The sequence below is a fragment of the Streptomyces sp. NPDC037126 genome (assembly GCF_055605965.1).
In genome coordinates, this window is record NZ_JBVJTD010000027.1 from 26,074 (window position 1) to 50,229 (window position 24,156).

The window sequence follows — 24,156 nt, forward strand, 5'->3', positions numbered from 1 at the left end:
GGTCACAGGTCGAGGACGACCTCGGTGGCCGGTTCGCTGCAGCAGACCAGGACGGTGCCCGGCCCGGGAGGTTCGAGCGGCGGGGTGGTGTAGGCGGTGTCGCCCGACACCACGGGGGTGACGCAGGTGTGACAGACCCCCGTGCGGCAGGACCAGCGGGTGGGGATGTCGCAGGCCTCGGCGAGTTCGAGGAGGGACGCGCGCGCCGGCGACCAGAGCGTGGTGATGCCGCTGCGCGCGAAGGTGACGGCCGGGCCGGTGCCCGGCGGGCCCGGGGGCTGGTGCGGCCGGACGGCGGCGGTGGGTGCGACACCGGGGTTGATCGCGGGGAGAGCGCTGAACCGCTCCGTGTGGATCCGCTCGGGGCGCAGGCCGAGGGCGCGCAGGTCGCCGCCGAGGCCGTCCATGAAGGCGGACGGACCGCACAGGTAGGCGTCGGCGTCCGCGGGGACGCCCAGGGCCGCGAGGGTCGAGGTGGTCGGGCGCCCCCGGGTGACACGGTCCCCGTCGGCGGGCACGGCCGGCTCCGCGGTGTAGTGGATCTGCTCGTGGGCGTGGGGGAGCCGGGCCAGGAGCGCGTGGGCCTCCTCCGCGAAGGCGTGGTGGGCCCGGTCGTGGGCGACGTGGATCCACCAGACGGAGCGTGGGTCCCGTGCGGCCGCGAGCTGGTGGAGCATGGCGAGCACCGGGGTCACGCCGATCCCCGCCGAGACGAGGACGACCGGCCGGGTGCCCTCTTCGAGCACGAAGGTTCCGCGCGGGCCGGCGACGTCCAGGAGGTCACCGGCCCTCAGGGCCTCGTGGATGTAGCCGCTGACCTCGCCGTGGGCCTCGTGCTTGACGCTGATGCGGTAGGTGCCGGAGGTGGGGGCGGAGGACAGGGAGTAGCTGCGCACGGTGGGGGCGGCGCCGCCCACCGCGAGACGGACGCCCAGGTACTGGCCCGCACGGGCCTCGGGCAGGGGAGCGCCGTCGGTGGCGTCGAGGTAGACCGAGGAGACGGTGGGTGTCTCGGGGACGACGCGGGCGACACGCAGGGCCTTGAAACCGGGCCATCCCGGCTCCTTCGCGGGCTCGGGTCCCGGTACCCCCGCGGCGGCGAGCTCGCGGAAGGACTGCTGCCAGCCGGGGCTGAGGGCAGGGATGGCCAGCGCCCTCCGCAGCTTCTCGGGGTCGCGGCCGGGCAGGTAGAGCAGCGCGTCGGTGTCGGCGACGCTGAGTTCGCCCGGCCCTCTGCGCAGCAGGGTGATCTCGTCGCCGGCCCGGACCCGGCCCTCGGTGAGGACGCGCATGTAGAAGCCGGGGCGGTGGTGGGCGACCAGCAGCGAGGCCATCGCCGGTTCGCCGAGGCGCATGCCGACGCGGTAGCAGGTGACGCGCGGCTGGGTGACCTCGAACTCGGCCCCGCCGATGCGGTAGCGGTCGCCGATGCACACCTCGTCGTCGGGCAGGCCGTCGACCGTGAGGTTCTCCCCGAAGATCCCGAACGTCAGGTCGTCGCGGCCCAGGTGCTCCCGCCAGTGCCGGTAGGACCCCAGCTGGTAGACGAGGACGGCGCGCATCTCGCCGCCGTGCCCGGCCAGGTCTCCCTGGCCGTCCCCGTCGATGTTCAGCCGCCGGACCGTCCGGGGGCCGTGCACGGGGGCCTTCCAGGCTCCGGTGTGGACGGTCCTCCCCTGCCAGGAGACGTCCCTGGGCGTCCCCACGTTGACCGAGAGCAGCGTCGCCATTGCGGACCTCCCGCGGGTGGAGCCCCTCAGGGTGCTGCGCGCAGTGCGCTCCCGCCGATCGTATTCCCCATGGCGCCGCTCCTCAGCTTCTGGAGCGGCCCGCGGCCCCGGTACGACGGTCCGGCGCCGCGGAGACCGCTTCCGGGCCGGGCGGAAGCGGCCGCTGAGGAACGCCCGTGCCGGCCCCTTCCCCCGGGCCCGCCTTCCAGCGCGAGCGCGCCCGCCCCGGCGGGGCAGTGGCAGTGGCAGTGGAGATCGTTCACTCCCGCATGGGCGGCTGGGCGCCCCTGCTGGGCGCCCCTGTGAGCCGGCGCCGAGCCCGGCCGGCGGCTCAGCGGGTGGCGCGCTGTGCCGCCACGATCGTGTCGATGGCCTGCTCCGCGCCCGCCCGGCGCTGCACCCGCTCCGCGAAGCCCGGGAACTGCGAGGCGACCTTGGTGAGGAACCGCAGTTCGAGCGGTGCCACGTTGATCTCGGCGACATCGCGTTCGATCGCCCGCGTCACGCCCTTGACGACCTGCTCGGGCGAGACGGTGCGGACCCCGCCGGGCGTCGGCGAACCCGTGTTGGCGAACATGCCCAGGTCGCGCACGAAGCCCGGCTGGACGATCGAGACCCCGACGCCCGTGCCGTACAGGTCCTGACGGAAGGCCAGCGAGAAGCCGCGCAGGCCGAACTTCGTGGCGTTGTACAGCGACGACGACTTGGTGGCCGCGACCCCCGACAGCGATCCGACGAAGCAGATGTGGCCGTGCCTCGCGGCCACCATGCCCGGCGCCAGCAACCGCGCCAGCATCGCGGGGGCCCGCAGGTTCACCGCGATCGCCCGGTCGATCTGCTCCGGGGTGTAGTCGAGCACGTCACCGCTGGAGGGCAGGGCCGCGTTCGCGATGAGGACGTCCGCGTCGGCGGCCTCCTCGGCGAGGCGCTGCACGTCGTCCGGGTCGGCCAGGTCCGCCAGGACGGTCCGTGCCCCGTAGCGTTCCGCGAGGCCGTCGAGAGCCTCGCGCCGCCGGCCGGTCAGGATCAGCCGGGCGCCGCGAGCGGCCATCCCGGCGGCGAGTGCACCACCGATGCCACCCGTGACACCGGTCAGCAGAACAGTTGCCCCAGCAATGCGCACGACTACCCTCCCGTTCTGTTCGTTCGAACGAACAATAGGGAGAGTGGGCCGCCCTGTCCACCGGCTGCCCCGATGGGACAATGAACGGCATGCCGTACGCCGACCACTCCGCCCCGATGCGCCAGCGCATCATCACAGCCGTTCTGCAGATCATCGGCGCGGACGGGGTCGCGGCCGTCACCAACAGGCGCATCGCCAGGGAAGCCGGGGTGTCGCTCGGCTCGGTCACCTACCACTTCGAGACCCAGCACGAACTGCTGCGGGAGAGCCTGCTCCACTTCGTGCGCGAGGAGGCACGGCACTTCACCGAACTGGCCGACCAGTGCCAGACGGAGGGGATCGACATCGAGGACGCGGCCTCCCTGGCCGGACAGGTCGCCTGCGGCACGGCCCTGGACAGCGCCCATCTCGCGCCCTTCGAGCTCTACCTCCACGCCGGGCGGGACGAACGGCTGCGGGAGGCGGCGGCCGAGGCGTTCAGGGCCTACGACCGGCTCGCCGCCCGGATCCTCACGGCGCTGGGCGTGCCCGACGCGGAACGCCTCGCCGCCACCACGGTCGCGCTGGTGATGGGGCTGCAACTCCGCCGTCTGGCCACGGGAAGCCCGGCGGAGGAACTGGTCGACGCCCTGCTGCTGCTCGCCCGCGGTGCCGCCCAGCCCGCCGACGCGTCCCCGCTGCCGGGCGGCTCGCGAGCCTCCTAGGGCCTGTCTGACGATTCCCGTCTGCCCTTCGGGCGACGACGCGAACGGTCAGACAGGCCCTAGGCGTCAGCGCCCAAGCGCCGGGGCCGGGGGACCAGTTCGCCCCCGCAGTTCGGGCACACCTGCCCCATGGCCTCGGCGCACGCCTCGCAGAACGTGCACTCGTAGGAGCAGATGCGGGCCGGGCCGTCCGCCGGCAGTGCCGTGGTGCCGCAGCGCTCGCAGCGGTCGCGCATCTCCAGGGCCATGGCTGTCCCGTCTCCTCGACGTTCGTCCGTCCGCCTCCCATCATCCGGGCGGCGGCGGGCGCCGACAGTACCCGGAAGGACAGGGACCCGCCGGATCGGGCCAGTGCCCGCTCACTTCCAGTCCACCGCGAACGCCCGCCCCGGATGCTCCGTGAGCATGCGGTCCACCAGGTCCGCGCCCACCGCCTCCACCAGCCGCGGCCGCACCCGGCGCAGCAGGTACGGCATCCCGGGCCCGCCGTCGACCGAGCGCGCCCCGGCGACCACCGTGTCACCGCCGAGCAGCAACCGGTCCCCGAACCCCGCCTCCGCGAGGGCCCACAGCGCGTCCGGCATCCGCCAGTCGGTGGGGTGATGGGCGCGGGACGGCCCGTCGAAGGCCAGCCAGCAGCCCGACGCGGCGGCCTGCCGCTGCACCACCGGATCGGGGAAGCGGTTCAGATGCCCCAGGATCAGCCGGTCACCGGGCACGCCCAACTCCCCGCACAGCAGGTCGACGACGTCCAGGGCGCCCGTGCCCAGTTCCAGGTGGACGGCGACGGGCGCGCCGGTGGCGTGGTGCGCCTCGGCCGCCGCCGCCATGGTCCAGCGGGCGTGCGCGTCGAGGGCGTGGAAGCCGCCCGCCACCTTGATCAGACCGGCCCGGACCCCGGTCGCGCCGATGCCCTCGGTCAGCTCCGCGACGAACACCTCGGCGAGCCGGCCGCGCAGTCCGTCCAGCAACTGCGGCCCGTAGTGCGAGGCTTGGTGCAGTCCCGTCGCGCAGACCAGGTGCACACCGGCCGCCCGGGACAGCGCGGGCAGGTCCGCGGCCCGCCGCCCCATGCCGTGCGGTGTCCACTGCACGACGGCCGCGCCGCCCGCCGCCTTGAACGCCGCCAGCTCGGCCCGCGCCGCGTCCGCGTCGTCCAGTTCCCGCCCCGGCAACTGCGGACTGCGCAGGAAGAGATGGTCGTGCGCGTCGCACACGCCCAGCTCCTGCGGCCGGATGTCACCGAGGACCGTGCGGACGAGGCTCACCACTGCCGCCCGCGGGGGAGGCGGCCGAGACCGGGGGCGGACAGGTGCAGCACCCGGTAGAGGTCGCCGTCGGCCTTGGGGGAGTCGTGCTCCCAGAGGGAGAAGTGCACCAGCTCCCAGCGGTGCGGGTCCACGGCCGCCGCGGCGAGCACGGCGCCGTCCAGGGCGGCCAGCCGCCCGGCCTCTTCGGCCGCCTCCTTCATCAGCGGCCCCAACTCCACTGCGTGGGGGACCGGTTGCGTCCGTCGTACGGCGAACCGGGCGCCGGCGCCGGTGCCCCCGGCGCAGCCGAGGCCGGTCCACTGCCGCACCGCGGGGCGGCCGAAGTCGTTCACCAGGCCCTGGAAGGCGCCGCCCCACAGGAAGCGGTTCATGCCCTCGACGGTGTTCCAGAGGTAGAACGGCGCGTACTGGTTGACCGGGGAGCCGTGGGTCCCGCGCTCGCGCATCAGGTACGCCTTGAGGCCGAGGCCGTCCCAGTCGTCGAGCAGGTGCCCCACCCGGGCGACCCGGGCGCGCACGACGTCCATGTCGTAGTCGGCTGGCAGCGTCAGTTCGTACTGCATGGCGTGCATGGCGTGGACCTTCCTCGCGAGCCGGTCAGGCGGGGTATTCGGCGGCGGACACCTGCGCGTCCCACTCCGTGGTGGAACCGTCCGCGGCGGCCTCGACGACCGCGAGGTGGGTCATGAAGGTGCGGGGCGCGGCCCCGTGCCAGTGCCATTCGCCGGGCTCGATCCACACCGTGTCGCCCGCGCGGATCCCCTCGACGGCACCGCCCCGGCGCTGCACCAGGCCCTCGCCCTCCACGACGTGCAGCACCTGACCGTGCGGATGCCGGTGCCAGGCCGTGTGGGCGCCCGGCGCGAAGTGGACGTTGAACATGCGCAGGCGCGAGGGGGCGGGCGGCGCGGCCACCTCGTCCAGCCAGACCTGGCCGGTGAAGTTCTCCGCCGGACCCCGGGCACTGTCGGGACGCCGTCTGGTGATGTGCACGAAATCACTGCTCCTGTCGGTGAGTTCGGGGTGCCAGCAGGGAGAGCAGGCCGCGGACGCCGGCGTCGAACGCCTCGGGGGAGCCGGCGGCGCGGGCGAGCACATAGCCGCCCTGCACGATCGCGAGGACGGCCGCGCCGATCTCCTCGCCGTCCAGCCCGGGCGCGAACTGCCCCTGCCGCTTGCCCTCTTCGACGATCCCCGCGATCCGCTCCCGGACCCACGCGATCGTCTCGTCGACCGGGGCGCGCAGTTCGTCGCGGGCGATCACGTCCGGGTCCATGGTCAGCCGCCCGACCGGGCAGCCGCGCAGCACGTCGCGCTCGCGCAGCAGATATGCCTCGATGCGCTCGTACGGCGTGCCCGGGCCGCCCAGGACGCGCTCGGCCGCCGCCCGCAGTTCCTCGGCGGTCCGGCGGATCGCCGCCAGCGCGAGGTCCGGCTTGCCCTTGAAGTGGTGGTACATGCTGCCCTGGCCGGCGCCCGCGCGCTCCAGGATCGCCTTGGGGCTGGTGCCCGTGTAACCGCGCTCCCACAGCAGCTCACGGGTGGACTCGATCAGTCGTTCCGAGGTGCTCATACGATCACTGTACATACTAGTAGTTACAATCCGCCAGTCCCCGGGGAACAGCGGCCCGCCCCGCCCGTACTCCCCGGGAGGTACGCACACTGCCGCCGGCCGCACGACGACCCCGACCCCGTGCCGGAGGGAGTCTCGGGACAGCACCCGAAGACCGAGCCTGACGAGGGAGATGCACCGAGATGCAGACGCTGGCGAACTGGGACGGGGGACCCGGCCCGTGGATCCTCTTCTTCCCGCTGATCTGGGCGGCCGTCGTCTTCGGCGCCGTCACCGTGCTGCGCCGCACCGCCCTGCGCGGCCGCGGCGGCCCGTGGCGGGCCGTGGACGCGGGACGCCCGGCGGGCGACTCCCCGCTGGCGGTCCTCGGCCGCCGCTTCGCCTCCGGCGAGATCGACGAGGACGAGTACTGGCGGCGGCTGTCCGTCCTGGAGGAGCAGTTCGGCCGTGCCGGCAAGGGCGGCGCGGCATGACCACGACCACCGAGGTACGCGCGGCGGCCCGCGTGGTGGCCGCGGTGAAGGTGTACGGCGGTGACACCGCCGTACGCGCCCTGGACGGCGTCGACGTGGCCTTCGCCGCCGGCCGCTTCACCGCGATCATGGGGCCCTCGCGCTCCCGCAAGTCCACCCTGATGCACTGCGCGGCCGGCCTCGACACCCTCACCTCCGGCGCCGCCTACATCGGCGACACCGAACTGGGGCGCGCTGGACGACCGCCGGCTCACCCTGCTCCGCCGCGACCGGGTCGGCTTCGTGTTCCAGGCGTTCAACCTGGTGCCCACGCTGACCGTCGCGGAGAACATCACCCTGCCCCTGGACCTGGCCGGCCGGCGCGGCGACCGGGAGTGGACCGACGCGCTCGTCGACGTGGTCGGACTCGGCGACCGGCTGCACCGCCGGCCCTCGGAACTCTCCGGCGGCCAGACGGCCGGCGCCCTCGCGGGCCTGCGCCCGGCCCGCCGGGCGGCCCGCCTCGACGTGCTCCGGGCGATCGCGACGGAGTGAGGCCACGGTGCTCGCCCCCTACGGTCTGCCCGCACGCCTGCCGGGCGGCGCCCGGGGCGGCCGAGGCCCGGGCGGGTGCCCCTGGGCCCGAGGCGACCTCGCCGAGACCGGCCGGCGGTTCGCCGCCGCCCCGTCCTGCCGCCCTCCCGGTCAGCCGCGAACCGCTGACCGGGAGGGGGTCTTCGTGACGACGGCTGCGGGCGTCACGACCGGTGCGGAACCCGCTCCGGGCTTGCCGGCGACGGACACCCCGGTGACCACGGCGGTCGTACGGGCAGCGGGGGTATCGGGGCCGACGGCGGCCATGGCCGCGGCTGCCCCGCCACCGACGGTCGTCGTACCGGCAACGCAAGCCCCGACACCGAAGGGAGCCGCACTCGCCACCGGAGCCCCCGCGGCGACCGGAGCCCGGGCCGGGACGGCTGCCCCGGCGGGGACGGGAGCGGCGCTTGCGACGGGGGTTCCGGCGGTGACCGGAGTCCGGGTCGGGACGGGCGTACCGGTGGGAACGGGAGCCGTTCTCACGACGGGGGTTCCGGCGGTGACCGGAGTCCGCGTCGGGACGGGCGTACCGGTGGGAACGGGAGCCGTTCTCACGACGGGGCTTCCGGCGGTGACCGGAGTCCGGGCCGGGACGGATGTCCCGGTGGGAACAGGAGCCCTACCCGCCACCGGTGCGCCGGCGGTGACCGGAGTCCGGGTCGGGACCGGAGTCGTGGTGGGGGCGGAGACGCCCGTCGGGACGGGAGCGGCGGCCGGGACGGGCGTGTGCGCGGGGGCCGACCGTGCGTCCGCGGGCCGGGCCGCCGGCTGCCGTTCCGAGGTGCGGCGTGGCGCCCGGGCCAGATGGGCGCGCACCGCGGTCGGCGCGGGCAGCGTGAACCACACGACCTTGCCGTCCTCGCCGTCCGGCCGCGCACCCCAGCTCTCGCTCACCGCGGCCACCATCGCCAGGCCCCGCCCACAGGTGGCCAGCGGCGTGGCGTCGACCGCGCCCGCACCGTCGGCCAGCACGGGGAGGCGCGGATCGTGGTCGCGTACCGACACGGTCAGCCGCTCCGGCAGCAGCTCCAGCTCGACGGTGCACGACTTGTCGGGCCTGGCGTGCCGGTGCACATTGCTCAGCAGCTCGGTCACACCGAGCGCGGCCCGGTCTATCAACGGGTCCATATGCCAGTAGCGCAACTGCGCAGATACGATTCTGCGGACCTGGCCGATCCGCGACGGCAGGGCTTGGAGCTCCACCGTGCAGTGCCTGCTTGGGTGACTGATCACGGCTGCGACTCCCCGATGTGAGGTCCGGAAGGAACCGGAAGAACACGGAGAACAACGGATCCAGCAGGGCCCCCCGTCGGTACGGCCGCCTGCTGTCGTGTCCGGCGGGCTGGTTCGCAGCGTTATCGCCGGTAAACCCAGAGTGACGTGTGACCAGCGTGACGCAGCGGATGCGCTCCCGCAACTCGCCGCGCCCGCGCGAGCGTCAGGCGGCCGCGCGTCGCTCAGCCGCCGCGCCCGGCCGCCCGGCGCACCGCCTCGATGAACCGCCGCGCCGCCGGCGGACCCGGCTCGCCCGGTGCGGGGTCCTGCTCACCGAGCGTCAGCAGGTACCGGTTGCCGTTGAGGTCGGCGAGTGCCTTGCCGTCCGGCGCGAACCACGGCTTGGAGGCGCGCACCGCCTGCACGGGTGCGCTGTCGATCTCGCTGCCGTAGCTGTTGAGCAACTCCACCCTGCCGTCACTGATCCGGACCTGTCCGGCCCGGGTGAGCGAGCGCATGCGTTTGCCGATCCGCACGCCCATGGCCGTGAACTCCGGCTCCGCCATCCCTCGCCGCCCCCTTGCGCGTGGTCCTCGTGATCCCGTGTGCGACCCGGTTCGGGACGATCGTCCCGACGCGTGCAGTCTGCCCCGATGGGGCGTGGAGCACCAGTACACGAGGGACGCGTGCGACGGTCGCCCGGAGCACTCTCGCCAATGCGCCCCCGGCCCTCTCGCACGCCTGTGCCCCAGCCCGTCTTTGGTTGGCTCAAAGATGCGTTTATGCAGGTGGGAAGCGGTGCTAAAGATGCCTATGCTCAAGATGCCGACCGCGTGAGGAGCCGTCGGCGGACAGCGTAAGGAGTCCCGCCGTGAGCACCACCCCACAGACCCGGACCGGCGCCACGCTCGACGTCGACCGCAGTGACGCCGGCTACCGCGACTGGCTGAAAGAGGCGGTACGCAAGGTGCAGGCCGACGCCAACCGGTCGGCCGACACGCACCTGCTCCGCTTCCCGCTCCCCGAGCGCTGGGGCATCGACCTGTACCTCAAGGACGAGTCGACCCACCCCACCGGCAGCCTCAAGCACCGCCTCGCCCGCTCCCTGTTCCTCTACGGTCTCTGCAATGGCTGGATCCGCCCCGGCCGGCCGGTGATCGAGGCCTCCAGCGGCTCCACCGCCGTCTCCGAGGCCTACTTCGCCAAGCTGATCGGCGTGCCCTTCATCGCGGTCATGCCCCGCACGACGAGCGCCGAGAAGTGCCGCCTCATCGAGTTCCACGGCGGGCAGTGCCACTTCGTGGACGACTCCCGGAAGATGTACGAGGAGTCCGCCCGCCTCGCGGTGGAGACCGGCGGGCACTACATGGACCAGTTCACCTACGCCGAGCGGGCCACCGACTGGCGCGGCAACAACAACATCGCCGAATCCATCTTCCGCCAGCTGGAGTTGGAGCGGTTCCCGGAGCCGGCGTGGATCGTCGCCACGGCGGGCACCGGCGGCACCTCCGCGACGCTGGCCCGGTACGTGCACTACATGCAGTACGACACCCGCATCTGTGTGGCCGACCCGGAGAACTCCTGCTTCTTCGAGGGCTGGACCACCGGCGATCCGGACGTCACCTGCGACTGCGGTTCCCGGATCGAGGGCATCGGCCGCCCGCGCATGGAACCGAGCTTCGTGCCCGGCGCCGTCGACCGGATGATGAAGGTTCCCGACGCGGCCAGCGTCGCCGCCGTACGCGCCCTCGAGCGGGCGATCGGCCGCAAGGCGGGCGGCTCCACCGGCACCGGGCTGTGGAGCGCCCTGAAGATCGTCTCCGAGATGGTCGCCGAGGGCCGCACCGGCAGCGTCGTCACCCTCCTCTGCGACCCGGGCGACCGCTACCTCGACAAGTACTACTCGGACGCGTGGCTCACCAGCCAGGGTCTGGACATCGCTCCGTACGCGACGGCGATCGAGACCCTGCTGACCACGGGGGTGTGGCCGGGCTGAGGGGTGCGGGCCTGTTCCTGGACGGGGGTGTCGCGAGGCCGGGGCGGTGGCCGTTGTGGGGGGGCGTGCCTGGACGGTGCGAGGGGTCGGGGCCTTGAGCGGTGGCCTTTGCGGGGTGGCCTGGCCTGGCCTGGTGCGGGGCGGGCGTGTCTGGACGGTGCGAGGTGCTGGGGGCCTGAGCGGTGGCCTTTGCGGGGCGGCCGGGCTTGGGTGGTGCGGGGCCCGAGCGGCGGTCTCCGCGTGGTCGCCGTGCCGGGTGCCCGCTAGCGGAGCCGTCGGTCCAGCTCAGCCGCCGCCTTGCGGAAGGCGTGGCCGACGCCCGGTCCGATGAGGCGGCAGGTCAGGCGGAACGCGGCCGTGCCGTCGAGGGCGAAGGTCATGCCGACCCGGGTGCCGGTGCCGTACGGAGTGAGCCGCCACTCCTCGACCCAGGCGCGGGCGCCGGGGGTGTTGGTCACGTCGACGCGGTACGCGTACACCTCGGGCTCCTTCGCCACGAGGATCGTCTCCTCGAAGCGGGTGCCGCCCCGCAGCCGGACCTCCCGGCCGCCCTCGGTCGGCCGGGCGGAGGCCACGGCCGAGAACCACTCCGGCCAGCCGGCCACGTCCTCGGCGAGGGCACGGAAGACGGCGTCCGGGGCGGCCGCGAGATCCCGGCCGAACACCAGCCGTACGGGCGCGGACTCGATGAAGTCCGGTCCGACCGGGCGCAGACGCTGGGCCATGCGGGAGCCTCCTCGTGAAGTCCCTTGCGGGGGCGGGGCGTTGGCAACAGCTTAGTTGACGGTCAGTCAGGTGTCGCGTACGGGGACACATACGGTCGCGGGGCTGTACCGCTCCCGCGGTGCGAGATTCGGCGTGGACCAAAACTCTGATCTGGTGGTGCTCACCCACGGTCATGTGGACCATGTGGGCGGAGCCCATGAGTTCCGCGAACGGGCCGCGCACCCGGCCGCCGCCGAGATCCTGGCCCAAGGCGTCCCGGCGAGCCTGTACGGGGCCGAACTCTGCGAACGGATCGGCTTCGAGGCCGTGGGAGAGACCGTTCCCGACCTGCTGATCGACGCGCTGCCGCATGCCGCCTACGATCCCAGGACCTACCACGTGGGCCCGGTGACGGTCACCCAGCCGCTGCGGGACGGCGACACCGTCGACGCAGGGGGCCGCACCCTCACGGTCCTCCACCTCCCCGGCCACACACCCGGATGCATCGCGCTCCACGAGCGGCGCACCGGCGCGTTGTTCTCCGGCGACGTGATCTACGACGGCCACCTCATCGACGACCTCCCCGAATCGGACCCGTCCGCCTACCGGCGCAGCCTGCGACGCCTCGCCGGCCTCGACGTGTCCGTCGTCCACCCGGGACACGGCCGCAGCTTCGGTCCCGACCGACTTCACGAGCTGCTCCAGAGCCACCTCCTGCCGTGACCCGGTCACCGAGCGGGCTGCGCAGGCACAGCACGAGACGTCCACGCCGACCCAGGACGACCGGCCACGCACGGGGCAGCCGAACCTCGGCGGAAGCACGGCATTGGCATTGGCGTCCACCGCGAGGTCCCGATGCGCCGGCCCACGAACTCACCAGGTGGGTGGCAGGTCGGGCAGGGGACTGACGGCGGTAATGGAGGTGAACGGCGGTGGGGCGGCGGCTTATTGTCAGGCGCATGAGGCCTCCCGCGTATCCGCCCAAGCCCGTGCCCGGCGATCGTATCGCCGTCATCTCGCCCTCCTCCGGTCTGGCGGGAGTCCTCCCGCGCCCGCACGAGCTGGGACTCGAGCGGCTACGCAAGGAGTTCGGGCTGGAGCCGGTGGAGTACCCGGCCACCCGGAAGATGGGGTCCACCCCGCAGGAGCGCGCACGGGACATCCACGCCGCGTTCGCGGACCCGACCGTCAAGGCCGTCATGGCCAGCATCGGCGGGGACGACCAGATCACCGTGCTCCCCCTGCTGGACCGCGAGTTGATCCGGGCCAACCCCAAGCCGTTCTTCGGCACCAGCGACAACACCAACCTGCTGCTGTTCCTGCACAATCTGGGCATCGTCGGCTACCACGGTGCCTGCCTGATGACGGAGATCGGCCGTCCGTACGCGCTCCACCCCCAGACCGCCGACTCGGTACGCGCCGCCCTGTTCACCTCGGGCCCGTACGAGCTGCGCCCCGCCGAGCGCTACCGCGACACCGCCCGCGACTGGGCCGCCCCGGCCACCTTCGAGGCGGAACCGGACTCGGAGCCCGCGAGCGGCTGGATCTGGCACCGGCCCGAGAACGTCGTCGAGGGCCGGGCCTGGGGCGGCAACATCGAGATCCTCTCCTGGCTGCTGATGGCCGACCGCGAGATCGAACGGGACCCCGCCGCGTACGAGGGCGGCGTGCTGTTCCTGGAGACGTCCGAGGAACTGCCGAGCGCGGAGGAGGTCTTCCGGATCCTGCGCAACATGGGCGAGCGGGGCCTGCTCGCCCGCTTCCCCGCCCTGCTGATGGCCCGGGCAAAGGCCTGGTCCTTCGAGCGGCCGAACAGCCCGGAGGAGAAACGGCGTTACGCCACCGAGCAGCGCGAGGCGGTGCTGCGCGCGCTGGCGGTCTACGCGCCGCGGACGACGGCGGTCTTCGACGTCGACTTCGGGCACACCGATCCCCAACTGGTGATCCCGTACGGCGGTCTGGTCCGCGTGGACGGCCCGGCACGGCGCATCACCGTGACGTACTGACCTCGCCCGGCACCGGGCCGGCTACTCGGCGGCGTCGAAGCCTCCGGCGCCGTCCTGCTCGCCCGCCACGATCAGCCGCTGCAGATGCTCGGAGACCTCGGAGCGTGCCTCGTCGGGCAGGCCCGCGTCGGTCACCAGGGTGTCCACCTGCCCCAGGGTGGCGAACGAACTGAGGCCGACCGTGCCCCACTTGGTGTGGTCGGCGACCACCACCACCCGCCGCGCCGAGTGGACCAGCCGGCGGTTGGTCTCCGCCTCCGCCAGGTTCGGTGTGGACAGGCCCGCCTCGACCGATATGCCGTGCACGCCGAGGAAGAGCAGGTCGAAGTGGAGCGCGGCGATCGCCTGGTCGGCCACCGGGCCCACCAGCGAGTCGGACGGGGTGCGCACCCCGCCGGTCAGCACCACCGTGGCCGCGCCCTGCCGCTGCCCCGAGGTGCGCTGCGCGGAGTGGAAGACGTCGGCGACCCGCACCGAGTTCGTCACCACGGTCAGGTCAGGCACCTCCAGCAGGTGCTGGGCGAGCGCGTATGTCGTCGTACCGCCGGACAGGGCGATCGCGGTGCCGGGGGTGACCAGCCGGGCGGCTGCCCGCGCGATGTCCTCCTTGGCCGACAGCTCCAGACCCGACTTGGCCTCGAAGCCCGGCTCGTGGGTGCTGGCTTCGACCACCGGCACCGCTCCGCCGTGCACCTTCTCCAGCATGCCCTGCCGGGCGAGCGCGTCCAGGTCGCGGCGCACGGTCATGTCCGACACCCCGAGCTTGCGGGTCAGTTCGTTGACCCGCACACCGCCCCGGCGCCGGACCTCGTCCAGGATCAGCGAGCGGCGCTGCTCGGCGAGGAGGTTCTGATTCTCGCTCACGTACGCTCCGGTCCTTTCGCCGCCAACCGTCCGACACGCCCCGGCACGCAGCCTCCGACCAGGACGTTCCAGCCGTTCGAAGGTGCGCGGGCGTCCCATCTTTTCACGGGAGGGCACGGGTTGCGCCACCACCTGTCGCGACGCGCACATGCCACAGGGGCGCGCGGCCGCCCCGCCCGCCGTCACACGGATCGGGGAGTTTGCGCGACAAGGGGTGTGGACCGCCCCGGAACCGGACATCCTGGAGCGCGCACGGGCAGGGGCCTTCACGGCATCACGGGGGAAGTGCGAGAACGGTGGAACGCGCGCAGGACCGCCCCACCGGGCGGGAGACCGACGGACCCGCCGGGCCCGGAACGCGGCGGCCCGGCGGGGACGAGCCTGGGAACGATCTGGAACTGCTGGTGCACGGGGTCGGCGGCACCACACCCGAGAAGATGCTCGACGACCCGCGGACCGTCCGGATCACCGGCGACGACACGGCCGCGATCTTCCGGCGGGCCGCGGACGCCGGGCCCGCCGGGGACCCGGAGCGCGGGGGAGAGCACCGTGGCGGACCGGTGCAGGAGGCGTACGTCTGGTGCAACCTCACCTCGGGCGACGCCGGCCGCGCCCTGTGGCTGCTGCTGTCGCCGTTCATGGTGGTCAACCTCGCGCACTGGATGCGCCCCGCCGCCCCGGGCCGCCCCCGCACCGTCCGCTTCTACGGCCTCCTCGTGCGGCTGACCGCGCTCACCCTGACCGTGCTGCTGGTCGCGGCCGCCTGTGAGGTGGCCCTCGACCTGGTGGCCTGGCAGTGCGGCGGCGTCCGGGCCTGCGCCGCCCGGCACCTCCGGCCGGCCCCCCTCCCACGCGGGGCGACGGGGCCGGGGTGGCCCGCGCTGCTCGCGGCGGCCGTCGGCTGGTGGCGTCCGCCCGGGCGCCGGCTCGCCCTCGCCGCCCTGGTGCCGACCGCCCTGACCGGCCTGCTCTGGTACCTCTCGCACCGCACGTGGAGCGCGTACGAGTCCCACCGCCCCATGCTCCAGGACCCCGAACCGGACACCGACGGCAGCGCCCTCGCCATGCCCGGCTTCTGGTACGGGCGCCGCCTGGTGGCCCGGCTGCGCGCCGCGCACACCGCCGCGGGCCTGCTGACCGTCGCCGCCGCCGTCGCGACGCCGGTGGCCCGCTTCGACCACCGTCCCGGCGGCTCCCCGGCCCTGAACGCCCTGAGCTGGCTGCTCACCGCGGCCCTGATCGCCGGGGCGGGCGCGGCCGTGGGTGTCGTGTGCCGCCGGGGCCGCAGCGAGCACCGCCTCGAGGAGCGCCTCGACCGGCACCTCGTACGGCTCCTGCCGCTCGGCACGCTCGGACTGCTGCTGCTCACCCTGGTCTACGCCGGCTGGTCCCGGCCCGGCTGGCGGTCCGTGGGCCGGCTGCCCGGGGACCCCGCCTTCGGGGCCCTGATGGCGGCCCAGGGGCTGCTCGTGGTCGCGCTCGCCGTCGTCGCCCGCGTCCTTTACGTCCGCGCCGACGACCCGCGCACCGCGATGCGCGGACTCGGCGGACCGGCCACCGCGCTGCTCGCCTGCGCGCTCGGCGGGGTGATGTCCGGCGGAGTCGCGCAGCGCGTCGCCGACTGGCTGGACGGCACCCGTGCCTCGCTCGCCGGTCCCCCGGTGCTCCTGACCTGGCAGGCGTCCGTGATCCCGCCGCTCCTCGCGGTCCTGCTGCTCCTGGCCGCCAGGCTCGCCGCGGGCACCGCCCGGCTGGCCCGTGCCGAGCGCGACCGCGTCCGCCACGAGCACCCGGGTGAGCCCGAGGACCCCGCCCGGACCCGGACCATCGCCCACACCCGGGCCATGGCGGCCCTCACCGACCGTGCGCCCGTCGTCCTCACCGTGCTCTCCGCCACCACCCTGGCACTGGGCACCGTGGCGCTGGCCGGTGCCCTGGTCACCGGGAGGACACCCGACGGCGCGGCCCGCCGTACCTACGACGCCGTACAGGCCGTCGCCGGGATCTCGCAGGCTCTCGGCTCCTGGCTGGTCGGGCTCGGCTTCCTGCTCTTCGTCGCCTGGGGCCGGCGCGCCTACAAGGATCCCGCCGCCCGGCGCACGGTCGGCATCCTCTGGGACGTCGGCACCTTCTGGCCGCGCGCCGCCCACCCCTTCGCCCCGCCGTGCTACGCCGAGCGCGCGGTGCCCGACCTGACCTGGCGGATGGCGACCTGGACGCGGCGCACCGGGGGCAGCCTGGTCCTCTCCGGCCACTCCCAGGGCAGCGTCCTCGCCGCCGCGGCGGCCTGGCAGCTGACCCCGTCCGCCCGCGGCCGGGTCGCGCTGCTGACGTACGGCTGCCCGTTGGAGCGGCTCTACGGTCGCTGGTTCCCCGCGCACTTCGGACCCGCCGCGCTCGCCGCCCTGCACCGCGACATCGCCTGCTGGCGCAACCTCCACCGCCTCACCGACCCCATCGGCGGCCCGGTGCGGCTGCCCGCCGACGGCACCCCGGGCGTCGACCGTCCGCCCCTGAAGGATCCCCTCGCCTACGGCCGTACCACCGACCAACCGCTGCCGGCCCCGATCCTCGGCCACTCCGACTACCGGGCGGACCCGGTCTTCGGCCTCGAACGGGCCCGCCTGCTGGCCCGTCTGCACGGGGAACTGCCTGGCCAGCGTCGGTAGACGCGGCGGCCGAAGGGCTCGATCGTCCGCTCCGGGCCCGCTTCGGGTCCCGTTCGAGTCCGCCGTTCGCGTCCCCCGGTCGGGCGCGACGGGTCCTCCGGGCGACCCACCGGGTGGACGACGGCGCGCCGGGCGGCATGACGGGAGGCTGGCGGCATGGACAGGAAACCGCGTCCGCGGTTCGTGTCCCTCCCCTTGTCTCAGGAAAGGACTGCCGGAAATGAAGTATGGCAACCGTTCGGTGGTAGTGGCCCTGGCCGCCGTGTCCGTGGTGGGTGCGGCAGCGGGGGTCGCGTCCGCGCACGACGCGGCTCCCTCGACCACCCGTGCCGACAGGAACTTCGTGGAGTTCATGGCCAACGTCAACGCGAGTGAGATCGCGGCGGGAAGCAACGCCCAGAAGAGCGCCACCACCGGGTGCGTCGCGCAGGCGGGCCGCGTCCTGTACGACAACCACACGCGTCTCCAGCAGAGACTCAAGCCGGTCGCCGACTCCCTGGGCCTGCGTCTGCAGAGCGGTCCGACCAAGGCCGACCAGCAGATGTTCGCGCCCGTGGCGGACAAGGCCCACTCACCGGCCTACGACGCGGCCTGGCTGAAAATGATGTACCAGGGCCACAAGGAGGTACTGGCCAAGATCGACCACGAGATCCCGACGGCCCGGAACAGCCAGGTCAAGGCCTACGCCGAAATGGCGCGCCCGATCATCCACGCGCACCTGGAGATGGTCGACGGCGGCACGTGCCACATGCCACCGCGTTGAGCCTGAACCAGGGCACGAGCTCCCGGGGCTGCGGCCGAACCCCCACATCCGCAGCCCCCGCGAGCGACCGGGCCCGTTGCTCGACGTACTCCGAGTGCTCCAGGGGTGTGCGGCGGGGTGGTCAGGGGAGTTCCGGGAGGTCTTCCGCGTACAGCAGGGTCAGGTCGTCCGTGTCGGGGTCCTCGATCTGGGCCACGCGGCTCGCGTGGCGCTCGACCAGGGCCTCGAACGTCTGGCGGGCGGTGCGGCCGTTGCCGAACGCGGGGCCCTTCGGGAGTGCCGTGAAGTACTTGAGCAGCGCCTCGGAGGCCCCCGGCGTCAGCCGGTACTCGTGCTCGCCGGCCTGCTGCTCCACGATCCGCAGCAGCTCCTCGGAGCCGTAGTCGCCGAAGGTGATGGTGCGCGAGAACCGGGAGGCCACACCGGGGTTGACGGACAGGAAGCGTTCCATCTCCGCCGTGTAGCCGGCGACGATCACCACCACCGCGTCCCGGTGGTCCTCCATCAGCTTCACCAGCGTGTCGATGGCCTCCTTGCCGAAGTCACGCCCGGCATCCTCCGGCGAGAGCGCGTACGCCTCGTCGATGAACAGCACCCCGCCGCGAGCCCGTTCGAAGGCCTCCTGGGTGCGGATCGCCGTGGAACCGATGTGCTCGCCGACCAGGTCCACCCGGGACACCTCGACCAGGTGGCCCTTCTCCAGCACGCCGAGGGAGGCCAGGATCTCGCCGTAGAGCCGGGCGACCGTCGTCTTGCCGGTGCCGGGGGAGCCCGTGAAGACCAGGTGCCGCTTGACCGAGGCCGCCTTCAGGCCCGCCCGCTGACGGCGCCGGCCCACCTCGATCATGTCGGTCAGCGCCCGCACCTCGCGCTTGACGCTCTCCAGGCCCACCAGCGCGTCCAGTTCACCGAGCACGTCCTTCGACGTCCGCACCGGCTGCTCCGGCCCGAGGGCTGCGGGCGGCTCCTGTTCCGTGCTGCGCTGCCCGGGGATCGAGCCGAGCAGCCCGGCGGACCCCGGGGACGTCTGCACCGCCGTCTCCCGGGCCGCCGGCGGCCGGAGACTGCCGCTCTCGTCGCTGGTGCAGTCCTCCACGACGGGACCCGTCCCGGACCCCGTGTCCGGGCCGCCGTCCGCGAACTCGTAACCACCGCGCGCACAGCGCTCCGTACGGCACTTGCGCAGCGTCGTACGACAGCCGTCGATCACATGGAAGCCGTAGCCGCCGCTGCCGCTGACCCGGCAGTTCAGGAAGCTGCCGCGGCCGCCCGCGGAGACGTAGAAACCGGCCTCGGCGGGGGAGTCCACCGTGCACCGCTCGACGGTCGGGTCGGCGCCCTTGGTGACGATCACACCGGTCTGGGTGCCGTCCACGGTGCAGTTGTCGAGGGTGCCGCCGCTGCCGTGGTCGCGGAACCAGGCGCCGGTGGCCGCGTCCCGGATCCGGCAGTCGTCGAGCTGCGCGGTCGCCCCGTCACTCACCGACACGGCCGTGTTGCGCACCTGGGACAGGTCGCTGTCCACGACGTCCACGCGCGACCCGCGGTCCAGCACGAACAGGGCGTCCGGCACGTCGTGCACCCGGCACGAGTCGAGGACCGCGGTGGCCCCGTCGCTCACCCACACCGCCGGGTAGTCGCCGGTGCTGTCGAAGATCTCGCACTGGTTGGCGTCCACCCGGGTGCCCGGGTCCCACACCGACAGGCCGTTGCGGCCGAACTGACGGACCGTCGTCCGGGTCAGCGTGAGCACCGAGCGCGAGCGCAGGTCGACCGCGTTCTCCGGGATGTCGTGGATGCGGCAGTCGGCGAGCGTGAGGACCGCCTCGTTGTCCAGCGTCACCCCGTCGGCGGTGGTGCGGTGCACATCGCAGTCGGTCAGGTGCGCGGTGGCCCGCTGGGTGACCTGCACCCCGGAGCCGCGGACCTCGTAGACCTCGCAACCCACCGCCTCCAGGGCGGAGTTCTCGCCGGTCACCGTGAACCCGGTGCCCGAGGCGTGGTGCACCCGGCAGCGCTCCAGGCGCGGGTGGGCGCCGCCGCGGACCGACACGCCCGCCTGCCCGGCCGCGACCACCTCGCACTCCTCGAACACCCCGCCGCCGTCGAGCACGGCGATGCCGATGCCGGCCGGGTTGTCCACGGTGCAGCGGCGCACGGTCGGGCGGGCGCCGCCGCGCACCTCGATGCCGGCCGCGGACCGCGTGACGATCCGCACGTCCGTCACCTCGGGCGTGCCCTCCTCGACCAGCAGCGCGGGCGCGGCCGCGTCCTGGCCCTCCACATGCAGGTCCTGCACCACGGCCGAGGCCCGCACGGTCAGCGGCACCCCGTCCACGGGGGCGATCCGCACCGAGCCCGGCGAGCCCTCCGGTCCACGGAGCGTCACCGCCCGCTGCACGACGAGGTTCTCCCGGTAGGTACCGGGGGCGATGGTGAGGACGTCGCCGTCGGCGGCGGCCTCCAGGGCGGCGGCGAGCGACGCGTACTCACCCGTGCGGCGCCGCCACCGCGAAGTACCGGTGTGCGTCACCTGGACCGTGCCCTGTGCCATGGCGTTGCTGTGCCCCCACCTCGTCGTACTGATGGCTGACGCCCCTGCGGGGGCGCCGCGCCGGTGCCGGGACCGCGATCGCGCCCGGACCTGGGGCCGGTGCGCGTGCGCGCTCTCGGGGACCGCGAGCCCCCGCGGTTCGCTCACCCGCGGGTTGTCGCCGAAAGCGTTTCGGCCGGTCCACCGTAGCGTGTGCGTGCACGGTGGGTTGACCAGAGCCGGAAGGCGGTCAGCTGCCGGTGCCCGCCTTGCCCCAGTCCGGTCCCGCCCGGTCCCAGGCCTGGTCCCATCGCGTGTACCGATGACGGACCATGCGCCAGACGACGAGGCGCCGGACGCTCTCCACCAGCGCGGCGGCGATCAGGGCGGCGCCGAGGCCGGCCAGGACCGCGTGTGTGGTCGCCGTGGTGGAGTCCAGCGGACGGCTGGTTATTCGGCCGTGCGGATCCGTCCAGAGCCCGAAGTGGTCTCCCGCGTGCGGGGACTTGATGTCCGCCAGGGCCGCTCCGCGCCGCCGGGTGCCGTCCGGCGCCGTCCAGTCCGCGACGACCCGGCTGCGGGCCTCGCGCGCGGTGGTGGTGTCGGGGTCGGTCTCCAGCGGGGCTTGGCCCAGGTCGCGCACCACGGTGGCCGAGACGAGCCGGCGGGCGTGCTGCTGCTCCCTCGCCGACCGTTGCAACGAGTCCTGGGCGGCGGCGCCGACCAGGCAGCCGGTCACGGGCGCGGCCAGCGCGACCAGCACCAGCGCCACGAGCGCCACCCACGCCTCGGCCAGATCGGTCGCACGGCGCAGCGGATTGCCCCGCCAGCGCCACACACCGGTGACTGCCCGCACGTCCCCCACCCCCCTTTCGCTCCGTCATGACGCCTGGCGCGGGCGGTCACCCGCGGCCCGGGTCCGAAGAGAGCGACATCATGTCCACCGCGGCCGGTCATGACCGCGGCGTCTCACGAATTTCTCATGTCTCCTCAACGACCGTGGACGTCCCCAGGGTTCCCCGATCGGCAATCGGTTTCCGTGCTATCCGAGCACCCGCACCGGGTCGCCGGTCCTGATCGTGCCGGGGGACAGGGGTACGAGGTTCTGCCCGAAGACGAGGCTGCCGCCGATCCTGCGGTGGCGGGCCAGGGTGTGCAGCGGCTCCCGGCCGCGGGCGGCGGTCTCCTGGTCGGTGGTGGTCACCACGCACCGCCCGCACGTCTTCGGGACGCGGAACTCGACCTCGCCGACGGAGATGCGCGACCAGTGGTCCTCGGCCCAGGCCTCGGTGCCCGCGACCACGACGCTGGGCCGGAAGCGGTTCATGGGCAGCGGGCCCTCACCGGCGTACTTCCCCTCGGCGATCAGGGAGTTCAGGGCGTCCAGCGAGGCCGTGGTGGTGACGAGCAGGGGGTAGCCGTCGGCGAAGCTGACCGTCTCACCGGGCAGCGCGTACTCGGGATCGACCGGGCGGCGGGTGGCCGGGTCGTCCAGGTGCACCAGGCGGACGTCGTCGCCCAGGTAGGCGCTGCACCAGGCGTGCGCGTCCGCCGAGGCCGGCACCGCTTCCACCTTCGTGCCGAAGATGTTCACCGGCACGGTCGCCGCCGGCTCCGGCACGGCGACCGTCACGGGTGCACGGCCGGGCGCGGAGAGACGAATGCCGCCGCCGGCCAGAGGCTCGGCGGCGGCCAGTGCGAGGCGCGGCTGCTCCCGCTGTGTGACGACCTTTCCCCCGTCGTCGATCAGTGTCCAGCGCCGGTCTCCGGCCAGGCCCCAGCGCTCCACCACGGCCTCCCGGGGCGCGAGGCCCCGGAACGCCTTGACCGGGTAGACGTGGATCGACTGCACTTCGGCGTTTCCCATGACGCCATCGTGCCAGGTGACACCTACGGCGGGGGTGTGCCGGTCAGTAGCCGCGGTACTGCTGGTTGTTGTACGGGTCCTGGTAGGGAGCCTGCACGGGGACGGGGCGCGGCGCCGCCGGGCGCATGGCCTCGTACCCGGTGCCCGGCGCCATCGGCCGCTGCTGCGGGGCCTGCGGACCGGGGTAGCCGCGCGGGGCGCTCGCCTGCTGCGGGATGTACGCGGTCGGCGCCTGCTGGAACGGGGCGGGCTGGTGCATCTGCGGGTAGCCGTAGGCGGGGGCCTGCGGGGAGGGGGCCGCCGGGAGGGCGGGCAGTGCCGACGGCAGCGCGGGCAGGTTGCTGCCCGTGTCGTAGGCGGCGGGGACCCGGATCGGGGCGATCTGCGGGGTGCCCCGCTCGGCCACGAGGGAGTCGTAGATCGGGGTGTCCGGGAAGGAGGCGGAGTAGTAGCCGCCACCATAAGTGGAGCGGGGGGAGGTCATGGCACATAAGTTAAGCCCACGATGTGCTGGTTGGGGAGACCGATAAGAGGGTTGTTTTCCGTGTCCGCAGTGACTCGGGATCCCCAATCCGAGCGAACTTGGCAAAAAGGGGCACGTTTCAACGTTCAGATCGTGTAAAGGCCAAGCTCCCGCGGGGTTACCGGCGGTTGACGGGCGATCTTCCGGCGCCGCCGCCCGCACGCTCCATGGGAGTTCGGCGTGGCCGGGAATAGGTTGTGCGGGTAGGGATGAACCGGACGACCGCGGAGCACCCGCGAACCGACTCGCCAGGGGGGCGTACATGTCAATGCCGAAGGGATCGAACGCGCAGGTGCCGACCACGGCGCTGCGCGTCGAACTGGGCCGGCGCGGGGGACCCGGCGTACCGGACGCGGACGCCTCGGCGCTGCTGCTCGCCACCGGAAAGGTCCGCTCCGACGGGGACTTCGTCTTCTACAACCAGCCCGCCCACGCCTCCGGAGCGGTACGCCACGAGGGCAAGCACACGGCCGGCGCGCGCGTCGTCGACACCCTCTTCGTCGACCTCGCCCGCGTGGAGGGCGAGATCGAGCGGATCGTCCTCGCCGCCTCGGCGGACGGCGGGACGTTCGGGCAGATCCCGGACCTGTACATCGAGGTGACCGACGCCGGGAGCGGCCAGGTGGTCGCCCGCTTCGACAGTTCGGGTGCCACCGTGGAGACCGCCTTCCTGCTCGGCGAGTTCTACCGCCGCCAGGGCGGCTGGAAGTTCCGCGCCGTCGGCCAGGGCTACAGCAGCGGACTCGAAGGCCTGGCAACGAACTTCGGCATCACCGTGGACGAGCCGCGGCACGCCGCGCCGCCCGCGCCGGCACCCCCGGTGACCGCGCCGCCACCCACCGCCATGGCCTCGCTGCCGCCGCACCCGGCCATGGCACCGCCCCTCGCCGGATCCGTGCCGCCACCGGCCCCGCCCGCGGCGCCGGCGCAGCCGGTCCGCCTGTCGAAGGTCACCCTCACGAAAGCCGCCCCCTCCGTCTCGCTCGCCAAGCAGGGCGGTACCTCCGGTGTCATGCGGGTGAACCTCAACTGGCAGGTGCGCAAACAACTCCAGGGCTGGGGCGGCCGTCGCGGCGGGCAGGGGGGCCTCGACCTCGACCTGTGCGCCCTCTACGAGCTCGCCGACGGCCGCAAAGGGGTCGTACAGGCCCTCGGCAACTCCTTCGGATCGCTGCACCGGCCGCCGTACATCCACCTCGACGGCGACGACCGCACCGGTGCCGTGGCGAGCGGTGAGAACCTCACCGTCAATCTCGACCACCGGCGGGACTTCCGGCGCATCCTCGTTTTCGTCACCATCTACGAAGGCGCCAGCTCCTTCGCCGACCTGCACGCCACCGTCACCCTCCAGCCGCAGCACGGCGCCGCCATCGACTTCTCGCTCGACGACTGCACCGTCCCCTCCACGGTGTGCGCCCTCGCCCTGATCACCAACACCGGCGGGGACCTCCTCGTCCAGCGCGAGGCCCGGTACCTCGTGCCGGACCGCGGGGTGAGCCCGCAGCGGACGATAGACCGCGCCTACGGGTGGGGCATGAACTGGACGCCCGGGCGCAAGTGACCGT

22 protein-coding genes and 2 pseudogenes are annotated in these 24,156 nt (G+C 73.6%); 9 read left to right on the forward strand and 15 right to left on the reverse strand.

The features are described 5' to 3' along the window. Positions 1–2 precede the first annotated feature (2 nt). Both ACZ7FF_RS37965 and ACZ7FF_RS37970 read right to left on the reverse strand, forming a co-directional pair. Entirely contained in the window at positions 3–1,730 is a 1,728-nt protein-coding gene (locus ACZ7FF_RS37965; protein ID WP_470818391.1) for an MOSC domain-containing protein, read from the reverse strand. Positions 1,731–2,061: 331 nt separating this feature from the next. Then, positions 2,062–2,853, reverse strand: a complete 792-nt coding sequence (locus ACZ7FF_RS37970; RefSeq protein ID WP_470818392.1) for an SDR family NAD(P)-dependent oxidoreductase — start codon at positions 2,851–2,853, stop codon at positions 2,062–2,064. 89 nt (positions 2,854–2,942) lie between these two features. Between ACZ7FF_RS37970 and ACZ7FF_RS37975 the strand changes: the two genes are divergently transcribed. Then, positions 2,943–3,557, forward strand: coding sequence for a TetR/AcrR family transcriptional regulator (locus ACZ7FF_RS37975; protein ID WP_470818394.1), 615 nt, complete (start codon positions 2,943–2,945; stop codon positions 3,555–3,557). A gap of 59 nt (positions 3,558–3,616) precedes the next feature. Here the strand turns inward: ACZ7FF_RS37975 and ACZ7FF_RS37980 are convergent, their stop codons facing one another. The 5 genes from ACZ7FF_RS37980 to ACZ7FF_RS38000 all read right to left on the reverse strand — a co-directional run bounded on the left by ACZ7FF_RS37980 (position 3,617) and on the right by ACZ7FF_RS38000 (position 6,416). Beyond that, the gene (locus tag ACZ7FF_RS37980; protein ID WP_470818396.1) at positions 3,617–3,805 is read right to left on the reverse strand and encodes a DUF1272 domain-containing protein; all 189 of its coding nucleotides are present in this window, start codon (positions 3,803–3,805) and stop codon (positions 3,617–3,619) included. Between the two features lie 111 nt (positions 3,806–3,916). Beyond that, entirely contained in the window at positions 3,917–4,825 is a 909-nt protein-coding gene (locus ACZ7FF_RS37985) for a phosphotriesterase family protein (RefSeq protein WP_470818398.1), read from the reverse strand. Beyond that, positions 4,822–5,400, reverse strand: a complete 579-nt coding sequence (locus tag ACZ7FF_RS37990; protein ID WP_470818400.1) for a DUF4865 family protein — start codon at positions 5,398–5,400, stop codon at positions 4,822–4,824. The genes ACZ7FF_RS37985 and ACZ7FF_RS37990 overlap by 4 nt, the downstream gene beginning before the upstream one ends. A gap of 25 nt (positions 5,401–5,425) precedes the next feature. Continuing rightward, positions 5,426–5,821 carry a (R)-mandelonitrile lyase gene (locus ACZ7FF_RS37995; protein WP_470818401.1) on the reverse strand — a complete coding sequence of 132 codons (396 nt, stop codon included), beginning with the start codon at positions 5,819–5,821 and terminating at the stop codon, positions 5,426–5,428. A gap of 4 nt (positions 5,822–5,825) precedes the next feature. After that, positions 5,826–6,416 carry a TetR/AcrR family transcriptional regulator gene (locus ACZ7FF_RS38000; RefSeq protein WP_470818402.1) on the reverse strand — a complete coding sequence of 197 codons (591 nt, stop codon included), beginning with the start codon at positions 6,414–6,416 and terminating at the stop codon, positions 5,826–5,828. 167 nt (positions 6,417–6,583) lie between these two features. On the opposite strand from ACZ7FF_RS38000, the gene ACZ7FF_RS38005 reads away from it, so the two are divergent. Further along, entirely contained in the window at positions 6,584–6,874 is a 291-nt protein-coding gene (locus ACZ7FF_RS38005; RefSeq protein ID WP_470818404.1) for an SHOCT domain-containing protein, read from the forward strand. Beyond that, a pseudogene (locus ACZ7FF_RS38010) lies at positions 6,871–7,327 on the forward strand (ATP-binding cassette domain-containing protein); the annotation flags it as partial. The gene ACZ7FF_RS38005 and the pseudogene ACZ7FF_RS38010, both read left to right, overlap by 4 nt. Positions 7,328–8,158: 831 nt before the next feature. Here ACZ7FF_RS38010 and ACZ7FF_RS38015 read toward each other — a convergent pair. Beyond that, a pseudogene (locus tag ACZ7FF_RS38015) lies at positions 8,159–8,683 on the reverse strand (ATP-binding protein); the annotation flags it as partial. Between the two features lie 224 nt (positions 8,684–8,907). Further along, positions 8,908–9,231: a hypothetical protein gene (locus tag ACZ7FF_RS38020; protein ID WP_470818406.1), complete on the reverse strand. Its 324-nt coding sequence runs from the start codon at positions 9,229–9,231 to the stop codon at positions 8,908–8,910. 305 nt (positions 9,232–9,536) lie between these two features. Here ACZ7FF_RS38020 and cds1 point away from each other — a divergent pair, with 305 nt between their 5' ends. Next, the gene (cds1, locus tag ACZ7FF_RS38025; RefSeq protein ID WP_470818407.1) at positions 9,537–10,661 is read left to right on the forward strand and encodes an L-cysteine desulfhydrase Cds1; all 1,125 of its coding nucleotides are present in this window, start codon (positions 9,537–9,539) and stop codon (positions 10,659–10,661) included. Positions 10,662–10,924: 263 nt separating this feature from the next. Here the strand turns inward: cds1 and ACZ7FF_RS38030 are convergent, their stop codons facing one another. Next, positions 10,925–11,386 carry an SRPBCC family protein gene (locus ACZ7FF_RS38030; RefSeq protein WP_470818408.1) on the reverse strand — a complete coding sequence of 154 codons (462 nt, stop codon included), beginning with the start codon at positions 11,384–11,386 and terminating at the stop codon, positions 10,925–10,927. A 133-nt stretch (positions 11,387–11,519) separates the two neighbouring features. Between ACZ7FF_RS38030 and ACZ7FF_RS38035 the strand changes: the two genes are divergently transcribed. Then, positions 11,520–12,089 (forward strand): MBL fold metallo-hydrolase, encoded by a 570-nt coding sequence (locus ACZ7FF_RS38035; RefSeq protein ID WP_470818410.1) that lies wholly within the window; start codon positions 11,520–11,522, stop codon positions 12,087–12,089. A gap of 236 nt (positions 12,090–12,325) precedes the next feature. After that, entirely contained in the window at positions 12,326–13,372 is a 1,047-nt protein-coding gene (locus ACZ7FF_RS38040) for a S66 family peptidase (RefSeq protein WP_470818412.1), read from the forward strand. 21 nt (positions 13,373–13,393) lie between these two features. Here ACZ7FF_RS38040 and ACZ7FF_RS38045 read toward each other — a convergent pair whose 3' ends face one another. Continuing rightward, positions 13,394–14,236 (reverse strand): DeoR/GlpR family DNA-binding transcription regulator, encoded by an 843-nt coding sequence (locus ACZ7FF_RS38045; RefSeq protein WP_470818414.1) that lies wholly within the window; start codon positions 14,234–14,236, stop codon positions 13,394–13,396. A gap of 296 nt (positions 14,237–14,532) precedes the next feature. Between ACZ7FF_RS38045 and ACZ7FF_RS38050 the strand changes: the two genes are divergently transcribed. Together ACZ7FF_RS38050 and ACZ7FF_RS38055 are read left to right on the forward strand one after the other, a co-directional pair. Further along, complete coding sequence (locus tag ACZ7FF_RS38050) at positions 14,533–16,905, forward strand: hypothetical protein (protein WP_470818416.1); 2,373 nt, start codon at positions 14,533–14,535, stop codon at positions 16,903–16,905. 220 nt (positions 16,906–17,125) lie between these two features. After that, positions 17,126–17,668: a DUF4142 domain-containing protein gene (locus ACZ7FF_RS38055; protein ID WP_470818418.1), complete on the forward strand. Its 543-nt coding sequence runs from the start codon at positions 17,126–17,128 to the stop codon at positions 17,666–17,668. Between the two features lie 121 nt (positions 17,669–17,789). On the opposite strand, the gene ACZ7FF_RS38060 is transcribed toward ACZ7FF_RS38055, so the two are convergent. The 4 genes from ACZ7FF_RS38060 to ACZ7FF_RS38075 all read right to left on the reverse strand — a co-directional run bounded on the left by ACZ7FF_RS38060 (position 17,790) and on the right by ACZ7FF_RS38075 (position 22,552). Beyond that, positions 17,790–20,222 (reverse strand): right-handed parallel beta-helix repeat-containing protein, encoded by a 2,433-nt coding sequence (locus ACZ7FF_RS38060; protein ID WP_470818419.1) that lies wholly within the window; start codon positions 20,220–20,222, stop codon positions 17,790–17,792. A 229-nt stretch (positions 20,223–20,451) separates the two neighbouring features. After that, positions 20,452–21,057: an Rv1733c family protein gene (locus ACZ7FF_RS38065; protein ID WP_470818420.1), complete on the reverse strand. Its 606-nt coding sequence runs from the start codon at positions 21,055–21,057 to the stop codon at positions 20,452–20,454. A 186-nt stretch (positions 21,058–21,243) separates the two neighbouring features. Continuing rightward, complete coding sequence (locus ACZ7FF_RS38070; RefSeq protein WP_470818421.1) at positions 21,244–22,068, reverse strand: MOSC domain-containing protein; 825 nt, start codon at positions 22,066–22,068, stop codon at positions 21,244–21,246. Positions 22,069–22,111: 43 nt separating this feature from the next. Next, positions 22,112–22,552 carry a DUF6643 family protein gene (locus ACZ7FF_RS38075; RefSeq protein ID WP_470818423.1) on the reverse strand — a complete coding sequence of 147 codons (441 nt, stop codon included), beginning with the start codon at positions 22,550–22,552 and terminating at the stop codon, positions 22,112–22,114. A gap of 307 nt (positions 22,553–22,859) precedes the next feature. On the opposite strand from ACZ7FF_RS38075, the gene ACZ7FF_RS38080 reads away from it, so the two are divergent. Further along, positions 22,860–24,152, forward strand: a complete 1,293-nt coding sequence (locus ACZ7FF_RS38080; protein WP_470818445.1) for a TerD family protein — start codon at positions 22,860–22,862, stop codon at positions 24,150–24,152. Positions 24,153–24,156: the final 4 nt, after the last annotated feature.

Coding starts and splice junctions, on each gene's coding strand:
- ACZ7FF_RS38000 (WP_470818402.1), bottom strand. CDS start 6,416: ATGTACAGTGATCGTATGAGCACCTCGGAACGACTGATCGAGTCCACC.
- ACZ7FF_RS38040 (WP_470818412.1), top strand. CDS start 12,326: ATGAGGCCTCCCGCGTATCCGCCCAAGCCCGTGCCCGGCGATCGTATC.
- ACZ7FF_RS37965 (WP_470818391.1), bottom strand. CDS start 1,730: ATGGCGACGCTGCTCTCGGTCAACGTGGGGACGCCCAGGGACGTCTCC.
- ACZ7FF_RS38030 (WP_470818408.1), bottom strand. CDS start 11,386: ATGGCCCAGCGTCTGCGCCCGGTCGGACCGGACTTCATCGAGTCCGCG.
- ACZ7FF_RS38020 (WP_470818406.1), bottom strand. CDS start 9,231: ATGGCGGAGCCGGAGTTCACGGCCATGGGCGTGCGGATCGGCAAACGC.
- ACZ7FF_RS38080 (WP_470818445.1), top strand. CDS start 22,860: ATGCCGAAGGGATCGAACGCGCAGGTGCCGACCACGGCGCTGCGCGTC.
- ACZ7FF_RS37990 (WP_470818400.1), bottom strand. CDS start 5,400: ATGCACGCCATGCAGTACGAACTGACGCTGCCAGCCGACTACGACATG.
- ACZ7FF_RS38055 (WP_470818418.1), top strand. CDS start 17,126: ATGAAGTATGGCAACCGTTCGGTGGTAGTGGCCCTGGCCGCCGTGTCC.
- ACZ7FF_RS38060 (WP_470818419.1), bottom strand. CDS start 20,222: ATGGCACAGGGCACGGTCCAGGTGACGCACACCGGTACTTCGCGGTGG.
- ACZ7FF_RS38005 (WP_470818404.1), top strand. CDS start 6,584: ATGCAGACGCTGGCGAACTGGGACGGGGGACCCGGCCCGTGGATCCTC.
- ACZ7FF_RS38070 (WP_470818421.1), bottom strand. CDS start 22,068: ATGGGAAACGCCGAAGTGCAGTCGATCCACGTCTACCCGGTCAAGGCG.
- ACZ7FF_RS37980 (WP_470818396.1), bottom strand. CDS start 3,805: ATGGCCCTGGAGATGCGCGACCGCTGCGAGCGCTGCGGCACCACGGCA.
- ACZ7FF_RS37975 (WP_470818394.1), top strand. CDS start 2,943: ATGCCGTACGCCGACCACTCCGCCCCGATGCGCCAGCGCATCATCACA.
- ACZ7FF_RS38075 (WP_470818423.1), bottom strand. CDS start 22,552: ATGACCTCCCCCCGCTCCACTTATGGTGGCGGCTACTACTCCGCCTCC.